Here is a 17,715-nt window from a genome sequence, read left to right as displayed (position 1 = left end):
AACATATGAACTACCGCCTGATTGGGCTGGCTTTTGCAACCGTACTATTAGTCGGGTGTGCCAGTAGCTCGCCGGATCACAGTGAGCAAGGCCGCTCGGATCCGCTAGAAGGTTTTAACCGGGCAATGTTCAATTTCAACTATGAAGTTCTTGATCCTTATGTCGTGCGCCCAGTTGCCGTTGTCTGGCGTGATTATGTACCGCAACCGGCGCGTAATGGCATGAGTAACTTCTTGGGGAACCTTGAAGAGCCTGCGAGCATGGTCAACAGCTTCTTGGTGGGTGACCCCTATAACGCTATGAAGCACTTTAACCGCTTCTTCCTGAACACTATTTTAGGTATGGGTGGCTTGATTGATGTTGCTGGCATGGCGAACCCTAAACTGGCGAAGGAAGTTCCGCATCGCTTTGGTAGCACGCTGGGCCATTATAATGTCGGTTATGGGCCCTATGTGGTACTTCCAGGGTACGGCAGTTTCACGATCCGTGAGGATGGCGGGGACGCAGTCGATTTCGTCTATCCGGTGTTAAGCTATCTCACCTTCTGGATGTCAGCCGGTAAATGGATGGTTGAAGGGATAGAGACGCGTGCACAACTGCTAGATTCAGATGGCTTGCTGCGTAACTCCTCAGACCCATATTTGATGGTGCGTGAAGCGTACTTCCAGCGCTATGATTTCTTAGCGAGTGGCGGGCAGTTGAAACCGGAAGTCAACTCAAATGCTCAGGCCATTGAGGGCGATTTGGACAGCATCGACTCAGCAAACTGATCGATTCAGTCAGCCAACAGTGATGAAAGCAGAATGTAAAAAAAGCGCCGAAAGGCGCTTTTTTGTATCTACGATGTATCTACGTGGAATCGTTGTGTATACTCATCGTAGATGACACAAAGTGCAGGAGGTTTTCATGCGTGCCCAAGCTACATTGTTAAAGTGGGGTAATAGCGTTGCATTACGTTTATCCGGTAATCTAAAAACCATCCCAAATTTTGAAGTCGGTGATACCGTCGATATTGATATTAGTGAACAGGGATTAGTCATTCAAAAAGTGGTTAAAAAACCGCTTACCGAAGAGAGTTTACTGGCCGGTCTGACCGCTTACACAGCTCATGCGGATGAACGGAGCGATCCCACGGAAAGGGAGTTTGATTATTAATGTATATACCAAAGCGTGGTGATATTTGTTGGTTGGATTTTGAGCCAACGAAAGGAAAAGAAATTGGTAAATATCGTCCCGCGTTAATTCTTTCGCATGAAACTTATAACCGGCTTACGGGGCTGGTGATGTGTTGCCCAGTCAGTAGTAGCGTCCGTGGTTCACCGACAGAAGTCTCGGTCACCAACTTGGATACGCCCTGCGTAGTGGCAACGACATTAATACAAACTTTTGACTGGCGTCAGCGCAAAGCCAAATTTGTCATTGAGTCCGAAGCTGGCTTATATGATGAGGTATTAGCGAGGCTTATTCCTCTAATCGGTGGCGAGCACTTGATTGCTTAACTAACTGTTAATAAAAAGTAATATATAAAAAAAGCGCCGAAAGGCGCTTTTTTGTGGGCATAGAGATGCGAATATCAACTGATTAGAAGGAGTAGTTAAAGTTAACGCCGTACAGCAGTGCAGTACCTTTTGAGTCGAATTGGTACTCAACATTACCCAACGCTGGCGGTGTTCTTTCAGTGATACGCACGTTCTGGCCGTGCATATAGGAGATACCGACGTCAACAGATGCATCTTTGTTGAAGGCGTAAGTGGTACCAGCACTTATCCAGAAACGGTCTTGGTCTGGAATAGAGATAGTACGGTTATTGGCTGGAACTGGGCTATCATCAAACGCGATACCAGTACGGAAGGTCCAATTATCATCGTAGTAATAGGTGGTACCTAACGCGATACGGTAAGCATCTTTGAACCCTTCATCCTTCTCAAACAGTACCTGGCCGTTGGTTCCGGTTGCTTTCAACTCTTTGAATTGGCTCCAACTGGTGTAGGCCAAGCTATAGTGAATTGCCCATTGCGGCGCGACTCTGTTGTAGCCGGACACTTCCCAAACTTCTGGCAGGTTCAGGGTTAACGCGCCAGGGATGATGGCACCGCCAGTGCCTCTAGGTGGTGGTAACTGGCTGCTGAAATCGCCATCAAAATCAATTTTAACTTTTGAACGGTAAGTGAAGCTGTAACGGTTTTCTTTATCCACTTCATACAGGATACCGGCGTTCCAGCCATAGCCCCACTCTTTACCTTCCATACGGGTGACTTCTGTTCTTGCTGGAATGGTTGGGCCACCCAGCTCACCAATATGACGTACGATCTTCGCATCGGCATAAACCGCGTTAAAGCCCAGACCGAAACTGAAGTTTTCATTTAGACGATAAGCTGCTGCCAAGTTCAGGTTAGCGGTTTTAAGGTCGGTCTGCCCACCCAGCGAACCGACAATATAATCATCGTTGAATTCAGTTGCCAATCCGTAGTTTGAGGTACCGGAGGCACCAATTGCCCATTGTTCGTTCAGCGGCATAATAAAGTGAATGTTTGGAATCCACTCTGATGGCGCAATGTTATTGGCGTCAGTGCTACGACGACTAACAGGTGACGTACCACTGATATTGACGTCAGGATCGACATAGACCAAACCGCCAGAGAATGAAGGACGGTCAAACATAGTCATTGCGGCGGGGTTGCGGCTACCAACGGATGCGTTGTCGGCAACTGCGCCTTCACCAGAGAAAGAGCGGCCCAATGCAGCGGCTGAATATTCATTCAGTTGGAAACCCGCCGCAGATACGTTTGAAGAGATAATTGCTACTGCAGCTGCCAGAGCTGATCGGGTAAACAGGTTTTTCTGGTTCATGACCAAAACCTCATTGTTTTAATTAATGTTACATACCGTAACAAGAGAATGCGGGATTGTAGGGTCCGTTATCTGTCAGACAAAGCAGACCAGTGGCTGAAGTATAGGTCCGACCTGTATGAGTGTTGCAAGTATGTTTTAAGATTTGTTCAAATTTGATCGCAAAAAATAGACGAAGTTAACAAAAAACTTACATTTGCATATCAATTAATGCGCTATTGATGAGCAAAGTAACAAAATGACTGTGATATCCATCACTTAATAAGCCTATAAACAGTAAGTTCTAGTGCCTTCGTGTTTGCGGGAGTAAAATAACAGCAGAGAAAAATTTTTCTACGCCAAATTGACTTTTTTTTGTATTAATTACTATTTGCGCTCGCTGCTAGGCAATTTTCACCTATTTTGAAATGTCCGTTGAGGAGAATTGAAGATGTCAGATACAACCGATCGTCCAATCAAAAACCGTTGTAGTGCTGAGGAAACGGCAGCATGTTGCTGCGTAGATGTTGGCACTGTCATGGACAATACTGACTGTACTGCATCCTATAGCTGCGTGTTTGACAACCGCGCTGACGCAGAAGCTATGCTGAAATCGCTGACCGAGAAAGCCCGCGCCGTTGAGTCAGAGCCTTGCCTGATTGAGCATAAACTGGAAGACGTTGAGGGGGGCGTACGCTTAACGATAGATTTCACTTTCTCCTGCCAAGCAGAAACCATGATTTTCCAGTTGGGCTTGCGTTAATATTCACGCTGATATCTAAACTGGCTATCATCTAACGCGGAGCTTTAGGCTTCGCGTTTTTTTATCTTTCTTTAATGAATTTATTGCGTTAAATGCATTGTTTCCGCTGAGACAATTCTACTTTCGTTTCTTCTCCCCGTTCCCGTAGTTTTTACACCAAGCAGTTTTTACATCAAAAAGTTGCTCCTGCTCTCACTTTCCCGTTCTATAGGTTTACCGAATGTAAATATTTGGTTAACAATCATTAGATCAGGTCAGACCTGTTCTTTATTACTTTGCTATATTCACAACAGCCATCTTTATTTATCGGGAGCGTTTATGAGTAAGCCATTACCGCTAGTGACGCGTCAGGGCGATCGTATTGCCATCGTCAGCGGCCTGCGGACCCCTTTTGCCAAGCAGGCAACTGCTTACCATGGCGTGCCCGCCGTCGATTTGGGCAAAATGGTGGTCAGCGAATTGCTGGCTCGCAGTGGTGTCGCTCCTGAATTCATCGATCAATTGGTGTTCGGCCAAGTCGTGCAAATGCCGGAAGCGCCCAATATCGCTCGCGAAATTGTCTTGGGCACGGGCATGAGTGTGCATACCGATGCCTACAGTGTCTCACGTGCCTGCGCCACCAGCTTTCAGGCGGTGGCTAATGTTGCGGAAAGTATTATTGCGGGCTCAGTGACGGTGGGGATTGCTGGGGGGGCCGATTCCTCTTCCGTGTTGCCAATCGGTGTCAGCAAAGCGCTGGCGCGCACCTTGGTTGACGTCAACAAAGCGCGCACTTTATCTCAGCGCCTCAAATTGTTCAGCCGATTAAAATTACGTGACCTCCTACCCGTAGCCCCCGCAGTGGCAGAGTATTCCACGGGTTTACGTATGGGAGATACGGCTGAGCAGATGGCAAAAACCTATGGTATTAGCCGTGAAGATCAGGATGCATTAGCGTTGCGCTCGCATCAAATGGCGGCACAAGCTTGGCAGCAGGGGCTCTTGCAGGATGAAGTCATGACGGCCTATATCCCGCCTTATCGTGATGCGATTGCCGAAGATAACAATATCCGCAAAGATTCCACGTTGGCGCAATACGCTAAACTGCGCCCAGCGTTTGATCGCAAGCACGGCAGTGTCACGGCAGCCAATAGTACGCCACTGACTGACGGTGCAGCGGCAGTGATGATGATGAGCGAATCAAAAGCGAAAGCGCTCGGTCTGCAGCCATTAGGTTACCTGCGCAGTTTTGCTTTTTCTGCCATTGATGTTTGGCAAGACATGCTGTTAGGCCCCTCTTATGCAACGCCACTGGCACTTGAACGTGCGGGTATCACACTGGCAGATTTAACCTTGATTGATATGCATGAGGCCTTTGCGGCACAAACACTGGCGAACTTGAAAATGTTTGCCAGCGAGACTTTTGCGCGTGAAAAATTGGGGCGTAGCCAAGCTATCGGTGAAGTTGATATGAGCAAGTTCAACGTGTTGGGTGGCTCAATTGCTTATGGTCACCCCTTTGCGGCCACTGGCGCACGTATGATTACCCAAACATTGAATGAATTGCGTCGCCGTGGCGGCGGGTTAGGGTTAACCACCGCCTGTGCTGCCGGTGGATTAGGTGCCGCGATGATTTTGGAGGTGGAGTAATGAATCAGGTAAACGGACTTAATACCCGTGATGAGCCGAAGGTCGTAAACGTAGAGGCCGCAGCAGTGACTCCCTCTGTATTTAGCCTCAGTCTTCGGCCTGACAATATCGGGGTGATCACTATCGATGTTGTTGGCGATAAAGTGAATACCTTAAAGGCTGAATTTGCAGCACAAATCGCCGAAATACTGCAACAAGCGCAGGCTTTGCCGCAATTACAGGGTCTGGTGGTGATTTCAGGTAAACCAGATTCATTTATTGCGGGGGCTGATATCACCATGATTGCAGCTTGCCGTAGCGCGCAAGATGCGCGGAAATTAGCCCAAAAAGGGCAATCAATCTTGGCTCAAATCGCTGCATTCCCGGTGCCAGTGGTCGCGGCTATCCATGGGGCTTGTCTCGGCGGAGGCTTAGAGCTGGCGCTGGCGTGCCACAGTCGTATCTGTTCATTGGACGATAAAACAGTACTGGGGCTGCCTGAAGTACAACTGGGTTTACTGCCCGGTTCTGGCGGTACACAACGCTTACCGCGCCTAGTGGGCGTTAGCAAGGCGTTGGATATGATTCTGACAGGCAGGCAGGTTCGTGCTCGCCAGGCGCTTAAAATGGGGCTGGTGGACGATGCTGTACCACGAGATATTTTGCTGGAAGTGGCTATCGAACGAGCCAAAGCCGGTTGGCTCGATAAGCCCGTATTGCCTTGGCAAGAGCGTTTGCTCAGTGGGCCGTTAGGTAAAGCACTCCTCTTTAGCCTTGTGCGCAAGAAAACGCTGGCGAAGACCAAAGGCCATTATCCGGCGGCTGAACGTATTATTGACGTGGTGCGTAAGGGGCTGGATCACGGCAGTGCCAGTGGTTATGAGGCTGAAGCGACCGCATTTGGTGAATTAGCCATGACTCCGCAATCTGCGGCATTGCGCAGCTTGTTTTTTGCCACTACATCACTGAAAAAAGAAACCGGCGGGGATGCACAACCTCGTGTTATTCACCGTGTTGGGGTGCTTGGTGGCGGCCTGATGGGCGGCGGCATTGCGAATGTCACCGCAACCCGCGCTGAGTTACCGGTGCGCATCAAAGATATTAATCCGCAAGGGATCAATCAGGCACTCAAATATACATGGGACGCTCTAGGTAAACGCGTGCGTAGTAAACGGATGCGCCCCGCTGAGCGGCAACGACAGATGATGCTGATTTCCGGTAGCACGGATTACCATGGTTTTGACACCATCGATATCGTGGTTGAAGCGGTATTTGAAGATTTATCTTTGAAGCAACAAATGGTCGCAGATATTGAGCGTTTTGGCGCGGCGCATACCATTTTTGCCTCCAATACATCGTCATTGCCTATCAGCCAAATTGCAGCTCAGGCGCAGCGACCCGAGCAAGTCATCGGGCTGCATTACTTTAGTCCCGTCGATAAAATGCCGTTGGTTGAAGTTATCCCCCATGTAAAAACCAGCGAAGAAACTATCGCTACAACAGTGGCTTTAGCCCGCAAACAGGGGAAAACAGCCATTGTGGTGGCTGATCGCGCCGGCTTCTATGTCAATCGCATTTTGACTCCTTATATCAATGAGGCTGCCCGCTGCTTGCTAGACGGTGAACCTATCGAGTCTATCGACAGCGCCTTGGTCGATTTTGGTTTCCCAGTGGGGCCGATCACATTACTGGATGAAGTCGGTATTGATGTGGGAACTAAAATTATGCCAATTCTGGTTGAACAATTAGGGCCACGTTTTGCAGCGCCGCCGTCGTTTGATGTCATTTTGCAAGATGGCCGTAAAGGGCGTAAAAACGGCCGTGGATTTTATTTATATCCTGCCAAAAAAAGCAGTGGCTTTAAGTGGAGACGAAACACGGCAAAACAAGTGGATCCTAGTGTTTATGTGTTACTTGGCGTCACTCCTAAAGCCCACCTTGGCGCGGCTGTGATAGCGCAGCGATGCACGATGATGATGCTGAACGAGGCTGCTCGCTGCTTAGATGAGTCTATCATTCGCAATGCACGTGATGGTGACATTGGCGCCGTGTTTGGCATTGGCTTCCCGCCGTTCCTTGGTGGGCCATTCCGATATATGGACAGTTTGGGTGTCGATACCGTCGTGAAAACGCTTAAATTATTGGCGCAACAGTACGGTGATCGTTTTGAGCCTTGCCCGTTACTGGTCACCATGGCTGAACATCAGCAGCGCTTTTATCCAGAGGAAAGTAGCGATAATACGGCGTCTGTAAACCCTGTTGTTTAGAGTGTGAGCAGGATCACTGCCTGCAATTCTTGCGGTTAAGGTGGCTGTACACAGGGGACAACCCGCGCTACCTTAAGCCGGAATCACGTGAAGTGACTATTCGTGCCAAAATGAATTAATCGCTATTTATTGGCAGGTAGTAGAGTTTGGATTAAGCTATTGATATGGTTATTATGTAACCAATTAGGGGTGGCTGCCGGAGTAACCGGTGTGAAAACAGCCATTTTATTTACTTTAAGTTTCAGGCAAAATGCCCGGCCGCCATAGAGAGACGGCGCGTTATCGTTATGAAGTTTCTTTATCTTCGGGTAAAGGTTTCGGCGGTACAGCACGCAAAGCGTTTCTGTATAGCGTTATTTTGTTAACAAAAACGGTGCAATATGCAAGTTTTCATTATGCGTCACGGTGACGCGGCGCTTGACGCAGCAAGTGATGCGTTAAGGCCTCTAACTCTGTGTGGTCAGGATGAATCACGTCAGATAGCAAGTTGGCTTAACGAGCAATCGGTCGATGTCGATCAGATTCTGGTGAGTCCTTATTTGCGTGCTGAACAGACTTTGGAAGTTGTGCGTGGCGTCATGACGCTACCGGCAGAGCAGGAAGTGATGCCCGAATTAACGCCAGGTGGGGATGCCGCTTTTATCTGCTGCTATCTGCAAGCGCTCGCGAAAGAAGACCACGAGGCAGTGTTGATTATTTCGCATTTACCGCTGGTGGGCTATTTGGTGGCTGAACTTTGTCCAGGGCAGTGCCCGCCGATGTTCGCCACATCTGCCATCGCGTGTGTCACGCTAAATAGCGAAACGGGCAAAGGGACTTTTGACTGGCAAGTCAGCCCAACACAGTTAATGGCGAAAGCCTGCCACGGCTAAAATAGCGGCGGTGTTGGGGGTATTTCGAGACGGTTTTCGAGATATTGCTTTTGAAATATTGTTCTTGAGAGAAAAAAGGCGCGATATGAAAATATTGCGCCTTTCGTCATTTTACAGCGTGGTCATCAAGAATCGAAAAGCGTGAGGGGTAGAGATGCCTCTGAAGATATTTGAAGCAACATCACTGATGACATCCTTGCTAAATGAAACTAAACCGTTTTCGCCAAATGAAGCCATAGCATTAGTCAACATCTGTATTTCTGCCGGGCTACCATAGGTTGTTTGTAAGGTGTCGGCCGTAATTTTTTCAACGACGGGAACAACTTTATTATCCAAAACTGGAGGCGTTTCTTTTGCTAACCAGACTGGTTGCTCATTTTTACGCAGTGCAGTTCGTATGGTTTCCATCGGTAGGGTTTGGCCGTCAACCGAAATGTCTTTGAATCGGCTTGAGAGAGCGAAGCGGTCATTCAAACTCTCACTAATAATGACACTATCATCGGATTGACTACCAAGCACACTGATTGTGAACTTAGGAAACAATGGAGTGAAATGCGGAGATTTTTCAAAATGCAGCATATCAGGGGTAATCCCGCTGCCAAATTCGAGGGTGTTGTCGCTTGAACCCTCCATGAGATTAATTTCTCTGCAGCCACCTCCTAGTTTAACTTTGTAGATATTATTATTCCCAATAGTCTCATCAGGCTTTGTGATTTCTCTGTTTGGACGATTATGCACATGCGGAAGTTTGGATGAAGTAGGATTCTTTGCTAAGTGCACCTGAGGCTTGTAATACCTGAATGGCATCAGGTCAGAAACTCTCGGTATACTTTCTACCCGTGTTGTTGCTGACAGCGTGCTTTCCTGACTATGCGTGTTCATATTTAACCTCTGTTTGTGGATGAAAAACAAACCAAGGTTATCGCTTGATACCTAAACGCCAACACGCGAGTCAGGTGATGTAAGTAGATGGCGAGGTAAATCGAGCACCTTTTTTTGGTACTCCTATATTCACTTCCTGCGCGGTCAAATTACTCAGCTAGCTCTATCAAAACCAATAATGCCGCAGTTCCTCCCCATTCCTTAGGGGCTTGATGGAATGCCAGCACATCTGGGTGCTGAGCTAACCACAGTGGCGTTTGCTGCTTCAAAACATGTTTGCCATGACCATGCATGACACAAGCACAATGGACATGTTCGCGTTTGCAGGCAGCAATCAATGCGCCCAATTCTTGCTTCGCCTGTTTTTGCGTTAATCCATGCAAATCTAAAAACATATCGGGTGAATAATCACCGCGCCGCAACTTTTTAACTTCAAAATGATCAACGCCTGGCCGTACATAACGTGTCGGGCCATCCATATCCAACTGTGGCTGGAATTCATCAGAGAAATAATAGCTGGCATCAACTTGCTCTTGGATTAATCGTTCAGGCGCAATTTTTTGGCCCAATTTAGGCGGCGAACGGTGGAGGATCGTGTCTTGCTTGAGCTTTTTTGCGCCCGCAATCGACTCTTTAAAGAGTTGTAACTCATCCGCTGTCAGGTGATATTTTTTTTTCATTATCGGTTCATTAGCCTGTTTCAATTGCCTTCAGTTTACCTGTTGATGGTCATCCGCCTAAATAAAAATTGGGTTAAGACCGCGACTTTAATGCGCCTATCATTATTGGGTTATCATTCAACTGATGTATTGCTGCTGATTTGTCGCGGGCTTCATGGCAAACTAGGGGCATAGAGAATGATTTTACGCACCTGTTGGAGATAACCTTGGACAAGATTTTCGTCGATGAAGCAGTCAGTGAGCTGCACACCATTCAAGATATGCTGCGTTGGGCAGTCAGCCGGTTTAATGCAGCCAATATTTTTTATGGTCACGGAACGGATAATCCGTGGGACGAAGCGGTGCAACTGGTTTTCCCCAGCCTGTTTTTACCGATTGATATTCCAGAGGATATGCGCAATGCGCGTCTGACCTCCAGCGAGCGTCATCGCATTGTTGAGCGAGTTATCCGCCGCGTTAACGAACGTATTCCAGTGGCCTACTTGACCAATAAGGCTTGGTTCTGTGGCATGGAATATTATGTGGATGAACGTGTGTTGGTGCCGCGCTCGCCGATTGGTGAATTGATCAATAACCGCTTTGATGGGCTGATTCGTCATCAACCCAATCATATTTTAGATATGTGTACGGGCAGCGGCTGTATTGCTATTGCCTGCGCATATGCTTTCCCTGAAGCCGAAGTGGACGCCGTTGATATCTCCAACGATGTTTTGGCGGTGACTGAGCACAATATCGAGCAGCACGGAATGATTCATCAAGTTACGCCGATCCGCTCCGATCTGTTCCGCGATTTGCCACCGATCAAATACGATTTAATTGTCACTAACCCACCGTATGTCGATGCTGAAGATATGGCTGACTTGCCGCAAGAGTTCCGCTTTGAGCCTGAATTAGGCTTGGCGGCGGGCAGCGATGGTCTGAAATTGACGCGTCGAATTCTGGCCTGTGCGCCGGACTTTTTACAAGATGGCGGCGTGTTGATTTGCGAAGTAGGGAACAGCATGGTCCATTTGATGGATCAATATCCTGATGTCCCGTTCACTTGGCTTGAGTTTGACAATGGCGGCGACGGCGTCTTTATGCTGACTAAACAGCAATTGATTGATTGCAAGCCACATTTTAGTATGTATCGCGATTAAGTCATCGATACTTAAACGAAACTATCGCTATCGAACAATCTGTCAGGTCGATGAATATCGGGCTGGCGGACGGATGGCGAGTTATTTATTTGTCACTACAGGGTAAGGAGCCGTGATGGCTGGGAACAGTATTGGGCAGTTTTTCCGCGTCACCACATTTGGTGAGTCTCACGGTATCGCCTTGGGGTGCATTATCGATGGGGTTCCGCCGGGTATTCCCATCACCGAGGCTGACATTCAGTTGGATCTCGATAGGCGTCGCCCAGGCACATCACGTTATACCACTCAACGCCGCGAAGCAGATGAAGTGCGTATTTTATCTGGCGTGTTTGAGGGGGTAACCACTGGGACAAGTATCGGGTTGATGATCGAAAATACCGATCAACGTTCGCAGGATTACAGCGCGATCAAAGATGTGTTCCGCCCTGGTCATGCTGACTATACCTACGAACAAAAATACGGTACGCGCGATTATCGTGGTGGTGGCCGTTCATCGGCCCGTGAAACCGCCATGCGTGTCGCCGCCGGTGCTATCGCCAAAAAATATCTGGCGCAGAAATTCGGTGTGCAGGTGCGAGGCTATCTGGCCCAAATGGGCGATATTAACTGCGATTTAATTGACTGGGATCTGGTTGAGCAAAACCCATTCTTCTGCCCAGATGCGAGCAAATTAGAACCTCTGGACGCATTGATGCGTGAGCTGAAAAAGGCTGGCGATTCTATTGGTGCCAAAATTACGGTTGTTGCTGAACATGTTCCGGTCGGGTTAGGCGAACCCGTATTTGACCGGTTGGATGCAGACTTAGCCCATGCGCTGATGAGCATCAATGCGGTGAAAGGGGTAGAAATCGGTGATGGTTTTGCCGTGGTCACCAAACGTGGCAGCGAAAACCGCGATGAAATCACCCCAGAAGGTTTTCAGAGCAACCACGCGGGTGGCATTTTGGGGGGCATTAGTAGCGGCCAACCTGTCGTAGCGCATATCGCGCTGAAGCCAACCTCCAGTATTATGGTGCCAGGGCAAACCATTAATCGGCAAGGTGAAGCGGTTGAAATGGTCACCCGTGGCCGCCATGACCCTTGCGTCGGTATCCGTGCGGTGCCGATTGCAGAAGCGATGATGGCTATCGTGTTAATGGATCACTTACTGCGTCAACGTGCGCAGTGCGGTGATGTGGTTTCAAACGTTCCACGCTGGTAGGCACGATGAAAAAATGGATTGCGGGTCTTTTGACATTGACCCTTGCGGCCCCCGTCCTTGCTGCGACACCGTGGCAGCAAATTGCGAACCCAGTGGCAGGATCGCCGCAAGCGATCGGCGGTTTCGCTAACGGTTGTGTGATTGGGGCCATGCCTTTGCCGCTTCAGTCAGCGCAATATCAGGTGATGCGACCGGATCAACGCCGCTATTTTGGTCACCCTGATTTGCTGAACTTTATTCACCGTCTGAGCGAGAAAGCAGAGAAAAATCAGCTGGGTACAGTTCTGATTGGTGATATGGCGATGCCAGCGGGTGGGCGTTTTAGCAGTGGTCATGCTAGCCATCAATCAGGTCTGGATGTGGATATCTGGTTACAGTTGCCCAAACAGCGCTGGAGCCAACAGCAATTACTTAAGCCACAACCCATTGATTTGGTTGCCGTTGACGGTAAACGTGTGGTGCCTGCATTATGGCAACCGCAGATTGAAAGTCTGATTAAGTTAGCGGCTCAAGATAGTGAAGTGACGCGTATCTTCGTCAATCCAGCCATCAAAAAACAACTTTGTCTGGATGCAGGTACGGATCGCAATTGGCTGCATAAAGTGCGCCCATGGTTTGCTCACCGCGCTCATATGCATGTCCGCTTACGCTGCCCCGCTGATAGCTTGGAATGCTTGGATCAAGATTCACCGCCACCAGGTGATGGTTGTGGTGCGGAGCTGGAGAGCTGGTTCCAGCCTCATCAGCCAAGTGCTAAGCCGGGTAAAACCTTACCACCACCATTGCCGCCTTCCTGTCAGGCGCTATTGGATAACCATTTCGCTGCGGAATAAACTTTGATGTTTAATAGAATCCGTTAACATCGAATAAATCTCTCAAGGCCTCGCTATTGCAGGGCTTTGTGTTTATTGGCATCTAACAACATTGATTGACAGCGAATAATAAACCGGACAAGCTACCGGACAAATAAACGGTTATCCGGTGGCCCTATGAAGTTAACTGATACCAAAGCCCGCAACGCTAAACCTCAAGAAAAAGCCTATCAATTGCAGGATGGTAACGGCCTGTACTTGGATGTTCGCCCCTCGGGTGTAAAGACATGGCGTTATCGCTACTGGATCACGCCTACAAAGGACGGACGCTACACTATCGGGAGTTACCCTGCCGTATCGTTGGCCGAAGCTCGTCGATTGCGTGAGTGGGCTAGGGAGCAGGTAAAAAACGGCATCGCCCCCAAGGAAGCCAAAGCAGTTGAGCGGGATATCGCAAAAGCTGAGAACGCCAATACATTCGAAATAGTGGCAAAAGAATGGCTGGATAAAAAAGGGGAGCATTGGGCAAAAAATTCAAAAAATCAGATCACTGGTTTTATGTATAACGATATTTTCCCCGCTATTGGCGCTATGCCTATGCGGGAAATTAACGCCTCTCATATATTAAAAATAATTAGAGACCTTGAGAGTCGGGGCGCTAAATCCGTAGCGGTTAAAGTACGGCAGTGGTGCTCTGCTGTTTTTTGCTATGGCGTAGCGACATTACGCGCAGACTCCGATCCGGCCGCGGCATTAAGGGGGGCTATTATAGTCCCTAAAACCGAACATTCTAGACCGCTCACTGGTGATGAGTTACGTGATTATTATTTGCGTCTTGATAGCTCCACCGGTAACCAAGCGACTATTATAGCGCTAAGAATCTTGCCGCTAGTATTTGTTAGACAAGCTGAATTACGTTCGGCTGAATGGTCACATATTGATTTTGATAATGCGGAATGGGTTATTCCCCCGGAACTAATGAAAATGGGGCGAATGCATAGAGTGCCATTGTCTGCCCCAGTAATATCCCTGCTAAATGAATTGAAGAAAATTACGGGTAATAGGCGTTGGTTATTCCCCAATACCAGACTAAACAACACTTACATGGGAGCATCCACTTTAAATAGGGCTATTGTGCAGTTGGGATACGCTCGTACGGTGATAACAACTCACGATTTCCGCGCTACAGCTTCAACCAGGTTGCATGAAATGGGATATCGGCATGAAGTTATCGAGCGGCAGCTAGCACACGTTGAAAAAAACCGTGTGTCAGCCGCATACAATCACGCCGAGTACATGCCAGAGAGACGGCAGTTAATGGAAGAGTGGGGCCAGTGGGTTACTGGCCTGATTGCTTCTGATTCTCCACAATAAGGTTATCAATCCATTCCTGAATCACCGTTGACGGCCAACGAGAGTTGCGCCCGTCTTTAACTGGTTTTGGGAATGTCCCTTCTTTGATGCGCAGGTAGATGGTTGTGCGGTCATACCCTACAGCCTTTTCTACCCGTTCAATTGTCAATAATTCACATGTGATCATAATTAGCCGCCTTGCTTATCTGTAGGGTAAAACATTGGTGAACACTCGCTTGAGTAACCCGCCTTCCGGATCGCTATAGAGCACATAGCAATGGCAGCGTTGAAATGGTTCGCGGAGTTTAGGTCTTCACCCTCCAGACCAGTGATATCAATCATTGGGGGGGAGCATTACCGGTGTTTTGATTGCCGCTTGCCACCATGTCCAGCCTAAATCCGTTCTGTAGCTAGCGTAGCCGTTGCCATGGCGAGTTAAATCAAAGCCGCCTACGTAGTGACAACGTTTTTCAAACTGCTGACGGTTGCTCATCTGCGCATACCTCCATGACAAAATCAGTAATAGTGGCTTCACCCATCGAGGCCCACCAGTGCCAATGCCCGTAGCAATCGGCCTCGTCTTCTGCTTCGGTAACGCGCTCGAATGGTTCACCGTTCCACTTGCCTGTACATTTGAATTTCACTGTTTCGCCTCCACAATTAGCTCTTCGTATAGCGGCTCTGGGGTTCCTCGAAAACCGGGCTTAAGTGCATCCTCTCGCGTTGAAAATAGGATTCCGGCAATCTCCCAATAAACCGGTTCAGCCATTAGCGCAGATAGGGCAACTCGGTAGCTAGAGAGAACAAACTCAGCGTGTAGCGCGGCGCATGGATTGCTTGATGCTGTCTGTTTTTCCAACAACTCAATCTCAAACTGAAGCATTTTTATATGGTCTTGTTTATTCATCACACCGCCCCTATCGCTTTCTGAACCACCTTATAACCCCGTTTCCGGGGCTGTTTAATCGGCGTTATTGTCACTGGTGCTACCTTCGGTCTGGCTGGTGGTGCTTCATTTATCCCATTCCGCATGCGGTACTTTTCACGCATTTTCCAGTTAAGCCATTTCGTCCAGTCGCGACCATCATCTATCCGAACCGTGGCCCGTACTTGGGTGTCGTTGATATCAGCCTGTTTACCCATTGGTACCCACCTTGCTGTATCCGGCGTCGATAATCGCCCTTGCAACACTGACGGAGTTCGAGTTATCTAGATATACAGCCTCGAAAACAATCAGGTTCAGTTCGCCAGATAGCACGTGGTCATAAGTTGTGGGCCAATACTCGAAAGGGATATCATTTCCGTAATAATCATTCGTAATCAGATCCAAAGTCAGTAGAGCGGCTTCCTCGGCTGATTTCTCTGGCTTACGGTAACCAGCCGCCCATACAGCGCCTGTGATATCGCCGGGGTTACCCCACGCTAATCTGATGATGTACGCCAGTGGTAATATGCTTTGCTGACCAGATTGGCCGATAGCCTTGCTATTAGCGGGAACGGGTGCGACAACCCCCTTATCTTTGCCACCAATTAGCTCAAGTGATTTCTTCATCGCGACACCCCCCGAGCCACAAGTTTATAAGCCCTGAGCACCGCCGCAGAGCGACCGGAAAGCACGGTTTTCATGAAGAATGATCCGGTTCGGTGTGGGCTAACATCTACCAGAAGCAACACCTTATCAACCACACGGTTATGTTTACGGAATTCAAATATCGTGCTGGTGATCGTGATGCTGGCCACCGCGCCGCTGTCTTGATAATCGAATTTCATGCCAACACCTCCCGCAACCAAATGACCCAGCCAAGCCAAGCATAGAAGCCAGAAGTAAGCCCAACGCCGACAAGGGTAGAAAAGAACAGCGTCCACATAATCTCAAATACCTTCTTCATTCAGCACCCCCTGGCAGAGTTCAAAGGCGTTTGAATGTAGCGGCATAATTACCAGAAATGGGTTTCCGTACAGGTGATTAGTGGCTGGGTCGAGCAGTAACTGGCACGGTGCTTCTTTCCCGTAAGGCTTGAATTTCACCGGGCCAAAACCATGACGAAACATCAGGTAAGGCAATGCCAGTAGTCGGGCATTGAACATGGGAAATTCTTCGCATGGTTCCAGTTCAGCGGGTAATAGCTTGCTAAAATCGGGGTATTTGCAATCGAGTAGTTCCAGCATGTTTGAACAAATTGGCTTCTCGTTTTCATCGTAATGGACTGCATACCAGTTGCTGCCGTCAGCAACAATCGCGGTTAATTCGGCATCGGCGGCTTCGTCAGGAATGTCACCATCAAAGACAAACACGCCATCAATATCATTACCGACCTCACAGCCATGCTCCATCATCACCAGCGCACGGCCATCAGTAGCCTTGATATGGGTTGGGGTGATGTACACCCCTTTCAGGTATTCGCGGGTTTCGCTCTCTCCAGCGACACAGAGCAGAGCGGCGCGAAGAATATCGGTTGGAATAAACATTATTTTGTCTCCCCTGTGTGGTTTTCGGATTTCAGACGTAAAGTGAAGCCGCCGAACTCTGGATGCTGCCAGCGCTTAAGTTTGCCGGTGGGTGGTGTGGACTCATCAAGCAAGGTTTGAGCTGCCGACATAAACGAATCACGGTGAATCAGTAAATGGCCTCGCTCACCATTGGTCAGGCGGGTAGGTAGCTTCGAGAACGTAGTCAATCGGCGGCAGGCATCATCTGATAACCCACAAGCCCACGACAGATCAGACACAAGGGCATATTCAGATTGTCCGCTATCTGGCGTGTGGTGGCTGACCTGCAAGGCTTCTGGTGCTGGTGGCGCGATAGCTACAACTGGTTCAACTACGGGTTGGTACTTCTGAATGCCAACAATATCAATTACCGCTTTCATGGTTGCCGATGCGGTTGCCTCAGCTACAACACGCGCCAGAGAAAGAATGTCATTATTCATGTGGGTTTCCTGTGGTGCTGGCGGTGAGAGGAGAGGCTGGGATTCGCCCGTTTCAAGTGCGTGCCAACGATCAATGATTGCAGCGCGACGTTTAACGTCGTAACCAGAAACCAAAATTTCCGAATGTCGGCGATCGAGGAGGAACTCAGAGACAAAGCCACGATTATCGATGCAGGCAATAACGCCAGAAACCAACGTAACCTGTTGATTTTTATAATTACGCAAATTTGCGTTATCTTTGCTGATACCATAAAGAGATTCCAGCATCACCCACACGTCGCGGATCACGTCTGCTGGGCGTTTTTCAGTCATCTTTGCAATTTCTTTGGTACCCATCATTGGCGCACCATTGACTACTAGTTCAGTTTTATTCGTCATT

General features: G+C 48.7%; 24 protein-coding genes. 11 read left to right on the top strand and 13 right to left on the bottom strand.

The features are described from left to right. Positions 1 to 5: 5 nt before the first annotated feature. The 3 genes from mlaA to BN68_RS08665 all read left to right on the top strand — a co-directional run bounded on the left by mlaA (position 6) and on the right by BN68_RS08665 (position 1,499). Positions 6 to 770 carry a phospholipid-binding lipoprotein MlaA gene (gene mlaA / locus BN68_RS08675; RefSeq protein ID WP_081578771.1) on the top strand — a complete coding sequence of 255 codons (765 nt, stop codon included), beginning with the start codon at positions 6 to 8 and terminating at the stop codon, positions 768 to 770. A gap of 136 nt (positions 771 to 906) precedes the next feature. Further along, positions 907 to 1,155 carry an AbrB/MazE/SpoVT family DNA-binding domain-containing protein gene (locus BN68_RS08670; RefSeq protein WP_019210781.1) on the top strand — a complete coding sequence of 83 codons (249 nt, stop codon included), beginning with the start codon at positions 907 to 909 and terminating at the stop codon, positions 1,153 to 1,155. Continuing rightward, a complete protein-coding gene (locus tag BN68_RS08665; protein WP_019210780.1) occupies positions 1,155 to 1,499 on the top strand; it encodes a type II toxin-antitoxin system PemK/MazF family toxin in 345 nt (114 codons plus the stop codon). The genes BN68_RS08670 and BN68_RS08665 overlap by 1 nt, the downstream gene beginning before the upstream one ends. A gap of 82 nt (positions 1,500 to 1,581) precedes the next feature. On the opposite strand, the gene fadL is transcribed toward BN68_RS08665, so the two are convergent. After that, on the bottom strand, positions 1,582 to 2,850 hold the full coding sequence (gene fadL / locus BN68_RS08660) for a long-chain fatty acid transporter FadL (RefSeq protein WP_019210779.1): 1,269 nt from the start codon (positions 2,848 to 2,850) through the stop codon (positions 1,582 to 1,584). 430 nt (positions 2,851 to 3,280) lie between these two features. Between fadL and BN68_RS08655 the strand changes: the two genes are divergently transcribed. The 4 genes from BN68_RS08655 (at position 3,281) to sixA (ending at position 8,339) form a co-directional block, all read left to right on the top strand. Further along, positions 3,281 to 3,592: a YfcZ/YiiS family protein gene (locus BN68_RS08655; RefSeq protein ID WP_019210778.1), complete on the top strand. Its 312-nt coding sequence runs from the start codon at positions 3,281 to 3,283 to the stop codon at positions 3,590 to 3,592. 318 nt (positions 3,593 to 3,910) lie between these two features. Next, complete coding sequence (fadI, locus tag BN68_RS08650) at positions 3,911 to 5,221, top strand: acetyl-CoA C-acyltransferase FadI (protein ID WP_019210777.1); 1,311 nt, start codon at positions 3,911 to 3,913, stop codon at positions 5,219 to 5,221. Then, positions 5,221 to 7,467, top strand: a complete 2,247-nt coding sequence (gene fadJ / locus BN68_RS08645; RefSeq protein WP_019210776.1) for a fatty acid oxidation complex subunit alpha FadJ — start codon at positions 5,221 to 5,223, stop codon at positions 7,465 to 7,467. Before fadI ends, fadJ begins: the two co-directional genes overlap by 1 nt. A 380-nt stretch (positions 7,468 to 7,847) precedes the next feature. Next, the gene (gene sixA, locus BN68_RS08640; RefSeq protein WP_019210775.1) at positions 7,848 to 8,339 is read left to right on the top strand and encodes a phosphohistidine phosphatase SixA; all 492 of its coding nucleotides are present in this window, start codon (positions 7,848 to 7,850) and stop codon (positions 8,337 to 8,339) included. 111 nt (positions 8,340 to 8,450) lie between these two features. Here sixA and BN68_RS08635 read toward each other — a convergent pair whose 3' ends face one another. Continuing rightward, complete coding sequence (locus BN68_RS08635) at positions 8,451 to 9,221, bottom strand: hypothetical protein (RefSeq protein WP_145579356.1); 771 nt, start codon at positions 9,219 to 9,221, stop codon at positions 8,451 to 8,453. Positions 9,222 to 9,370: 149 nt separating this feature from the next. Continuing rightward, positions 9,371 to 9,901, bottom strand: a complete 531-nt coding sequence (gene smrB / locus BN68_RS08630; protein ID WP_019210773.1) for an endonuclease SmrB — start codon at positions 9,899 to 9,901, stop codon at positions 9,371 to 9,373. A 206-nt stretch (positions 9,902 to 10,107) separates the two neighbouring features. Here smrB and prmB point away from each other — a divergent pair, with 206 nt between their 5' ends. The 4 genes from prmB to BN68_RS08605 all read left to right on the top strand — a co-directional run bounded on the left by prmB (position 10,108) and on the right by BN68_RS08605 (position 14,427). Then, positions 10,108 to 11,040, top strand: coding sequence for a 50S ribosomal protein L3 N(5)-glutamine methyltransferase (gene prmB, locus BN68_RS08620; protein ID WP_019210771.1), 933 nt, complete (start codon positions 10,108 to 10,110; stop codon positions 11,038 to 11,040). Between the two features lie 115 nt (positions 11,041 to 11,155). Beyond that, positions 11,156 to 12,241 (top strand): chorismate synthase, encoded by a 1,086-nt coding sequence (gene aroC, locus BN68_RS08615; RefSeq protein ID WP_019210770.1) that lies wholly within the window; start codon positions 11,156 to 11,158, stop codon positions 12,239 to 12,241. A gap of 5 nt (positions 12,242 to 12,246) precedes the next feature. Next, a complete protein-coding gene (mepA, locus tag BN68_RS08610) occupies positions 12,247 to 13,074 on the top strand; it encodes a penicillin-insensitive murein endopeptidase (RefSeq protein ID WP_019210769.1) in 828 nt (275 codons plus the stop codon). Between the two features lie 156 nt (positions 13,075 to 13,230). After that, positions 13,231 to 14,427: a tyrosine-type recombinase/integrase gene (locus BN68_RS08605; protein WP_019210768.1), complete on the top strand. Its 1,197-nt coding sequence runs from the start codon at positions 13,231 to 13,233 to the stop codon at positions 14,425 to 14,427. On the opposite strand, the gene BN68_RS08600 is transcribed toward BN68_RS08605, so the two are convergent. The 10 genes from BN68_RS08600 to BN68_RS08565 all read right to left on the bottom strand — a co-directional run bounded on the left by BN68_RS08600 (position 14,393) and on the right by BN68_RS08565 (position 17,714). Next, positions 14,393 to 14,593 carry a helix-turn-helix transcriptional regulator gene (locus BN68_RS08600; RefSeq protein WP_042806437.1) on the bottom strand — a complete coding sequence of 67 codons (201 nt, stop codon included), beginning with the start codon at positions 14,591 to 14,593 and terminating at the stop codon, positions 14,393 to 14,395. The two genes, BN68_RS08605 and BN68_RS08600, sit on opposite strands and share 35 nt — an antisense overlap. Positions 14,594 to 14,740: 147 nt before the next feature. Further along, positions 14,741 to 14,899 carry a hypothetical protein gene (locus tag BN68_RS23880; protein ID WP_155408998.1) on the bottom strand — a complete coding sequence of 53 codons (159 nt, stop codon included), beginning with the start codon at positions 14,897 to 14,899 and terminating at the stop codon, positions 14,741 to 14,743. Beyond that, entirely contained in the window at positions 14,877 to 15,050 is a 174-nt protein-coding gene (locus BN68_RS24125) for a hypothetical protein (protein WP_019210767.1), read from the bottom strand. The genes BN68_RS23880 and BN68_RS24125 overlap by 23 nt, the downstream gene beginning before the upstream one ends. Next, positions 15,047 to 15,313, bottom strand: coding sequence for a hypothetical protein (locus tag BN68_RS08595; RefSeq protein WP_019210766.1), 267 nt, complete (start codon positions 15,311 to 15,313; stop codon positions 15,047 to 15,049). Before BN68_RS08595 ends, BN68_RS24125 begins: the two co-directional genes overlap by 4 nt. Continuing rightward, entirely contained in the window at positions 15,313 to 15,549 is a 237-nt protein-coding gene (locus BN68_RS08590) for a hypothetical protein (protein WP_019210765.1), read from the bottom strand. The genes BN68_RS08595 and BN68_RS08590 overlap by 1 nt, the downstream gene beginning before the upstream one ends. After that, positions 15,542 to 15,958: a hypothetical protein gene (locus BN68_RS08585; protein ID WP_019210764.1), complete on the bottom strand. Its 417-nt coding sequence runs from the start codon at positions 15,956 to 15,958 to the stop codon at positions 15,542 to 15,544. Before BN68_RS08585 ends, BN68_RS08590 begins: the two co-directional genes overlap by 8 nt. After that, positions 15,955 to 16,176 (bottom strand): hypothetical protein, encoded by a 222-nt coding sequence (locus BN68_RS08580; RefSeq protein ID WP_019210763.1) that lies wholly within the window; start codon positions 16,174 to 16,176, stop codon positions 15,955 to 15,957. Before BN68_RS08580 ends, BN68_RS08585 begins: the two co-directional genes overlap by 4 nt. Beyond that, positions 16,173 to 16,295, bottom strand: a complete 123-nt coding sequence (locus BN68_RS08575) for a hypothetical protein (protein WP_019210762.1) — start codon at positions 16,293 to 16,295, stop codon at positions 16,173 to 16,175. The genes BN68_RS08580 and BN68_RS08575 overlap by 4 nt, the downstream gene beginning before the upstream one ends. Further along, the gene (locus BN68_RS22900) at positions 16,279 to 16,875 is read right to left on the bottom strand and encodes a beta clamp domain-containing protein (protein ID WP_019210761.1); all 597 of its coding nucleotides are present in this window, start codon (positions 16,873 to 16,875) and stop codon (positions 16,279 to 16,281) included. The genes BN68_RS08575 and BN68_RS22900 overlap by 17 nt, the downstream gene beginning before the upstream one ends. Beyond that, positions 16,875 to 17,714, bottom strand: coding sequence for a Rha family transcriptional regulator (locus BN68_RS08565; RefSeq protein ID WP_019210760.1), 840 nt, complete (start codon positions 17,712 to 17,714; stop codon positions 16,875 to 16,877). Before BN68_RS08565 ends, BN68_RS22900 begins: the two co-directional genes overlap by 1 nt. Between the last annotated feature and the right edge of the window lies 1 nt (position 17,715).

Source organism: Yersinia massiliensis CCUG 53443, from assembly GCF_000312485.1.
In the GTDB taxonomy this organism is placed as follows: Bacteria; Pseudomonadota; Gammaproteobacteria; order Enterobacterales; family Enterobacteriaceae; genus Yersinia; species Yersinia massiliensis.
Note: the sequence above shows the minus strand (reverse complement) of the source record. Positions and strands in the feature narration are given on the sequence as shown.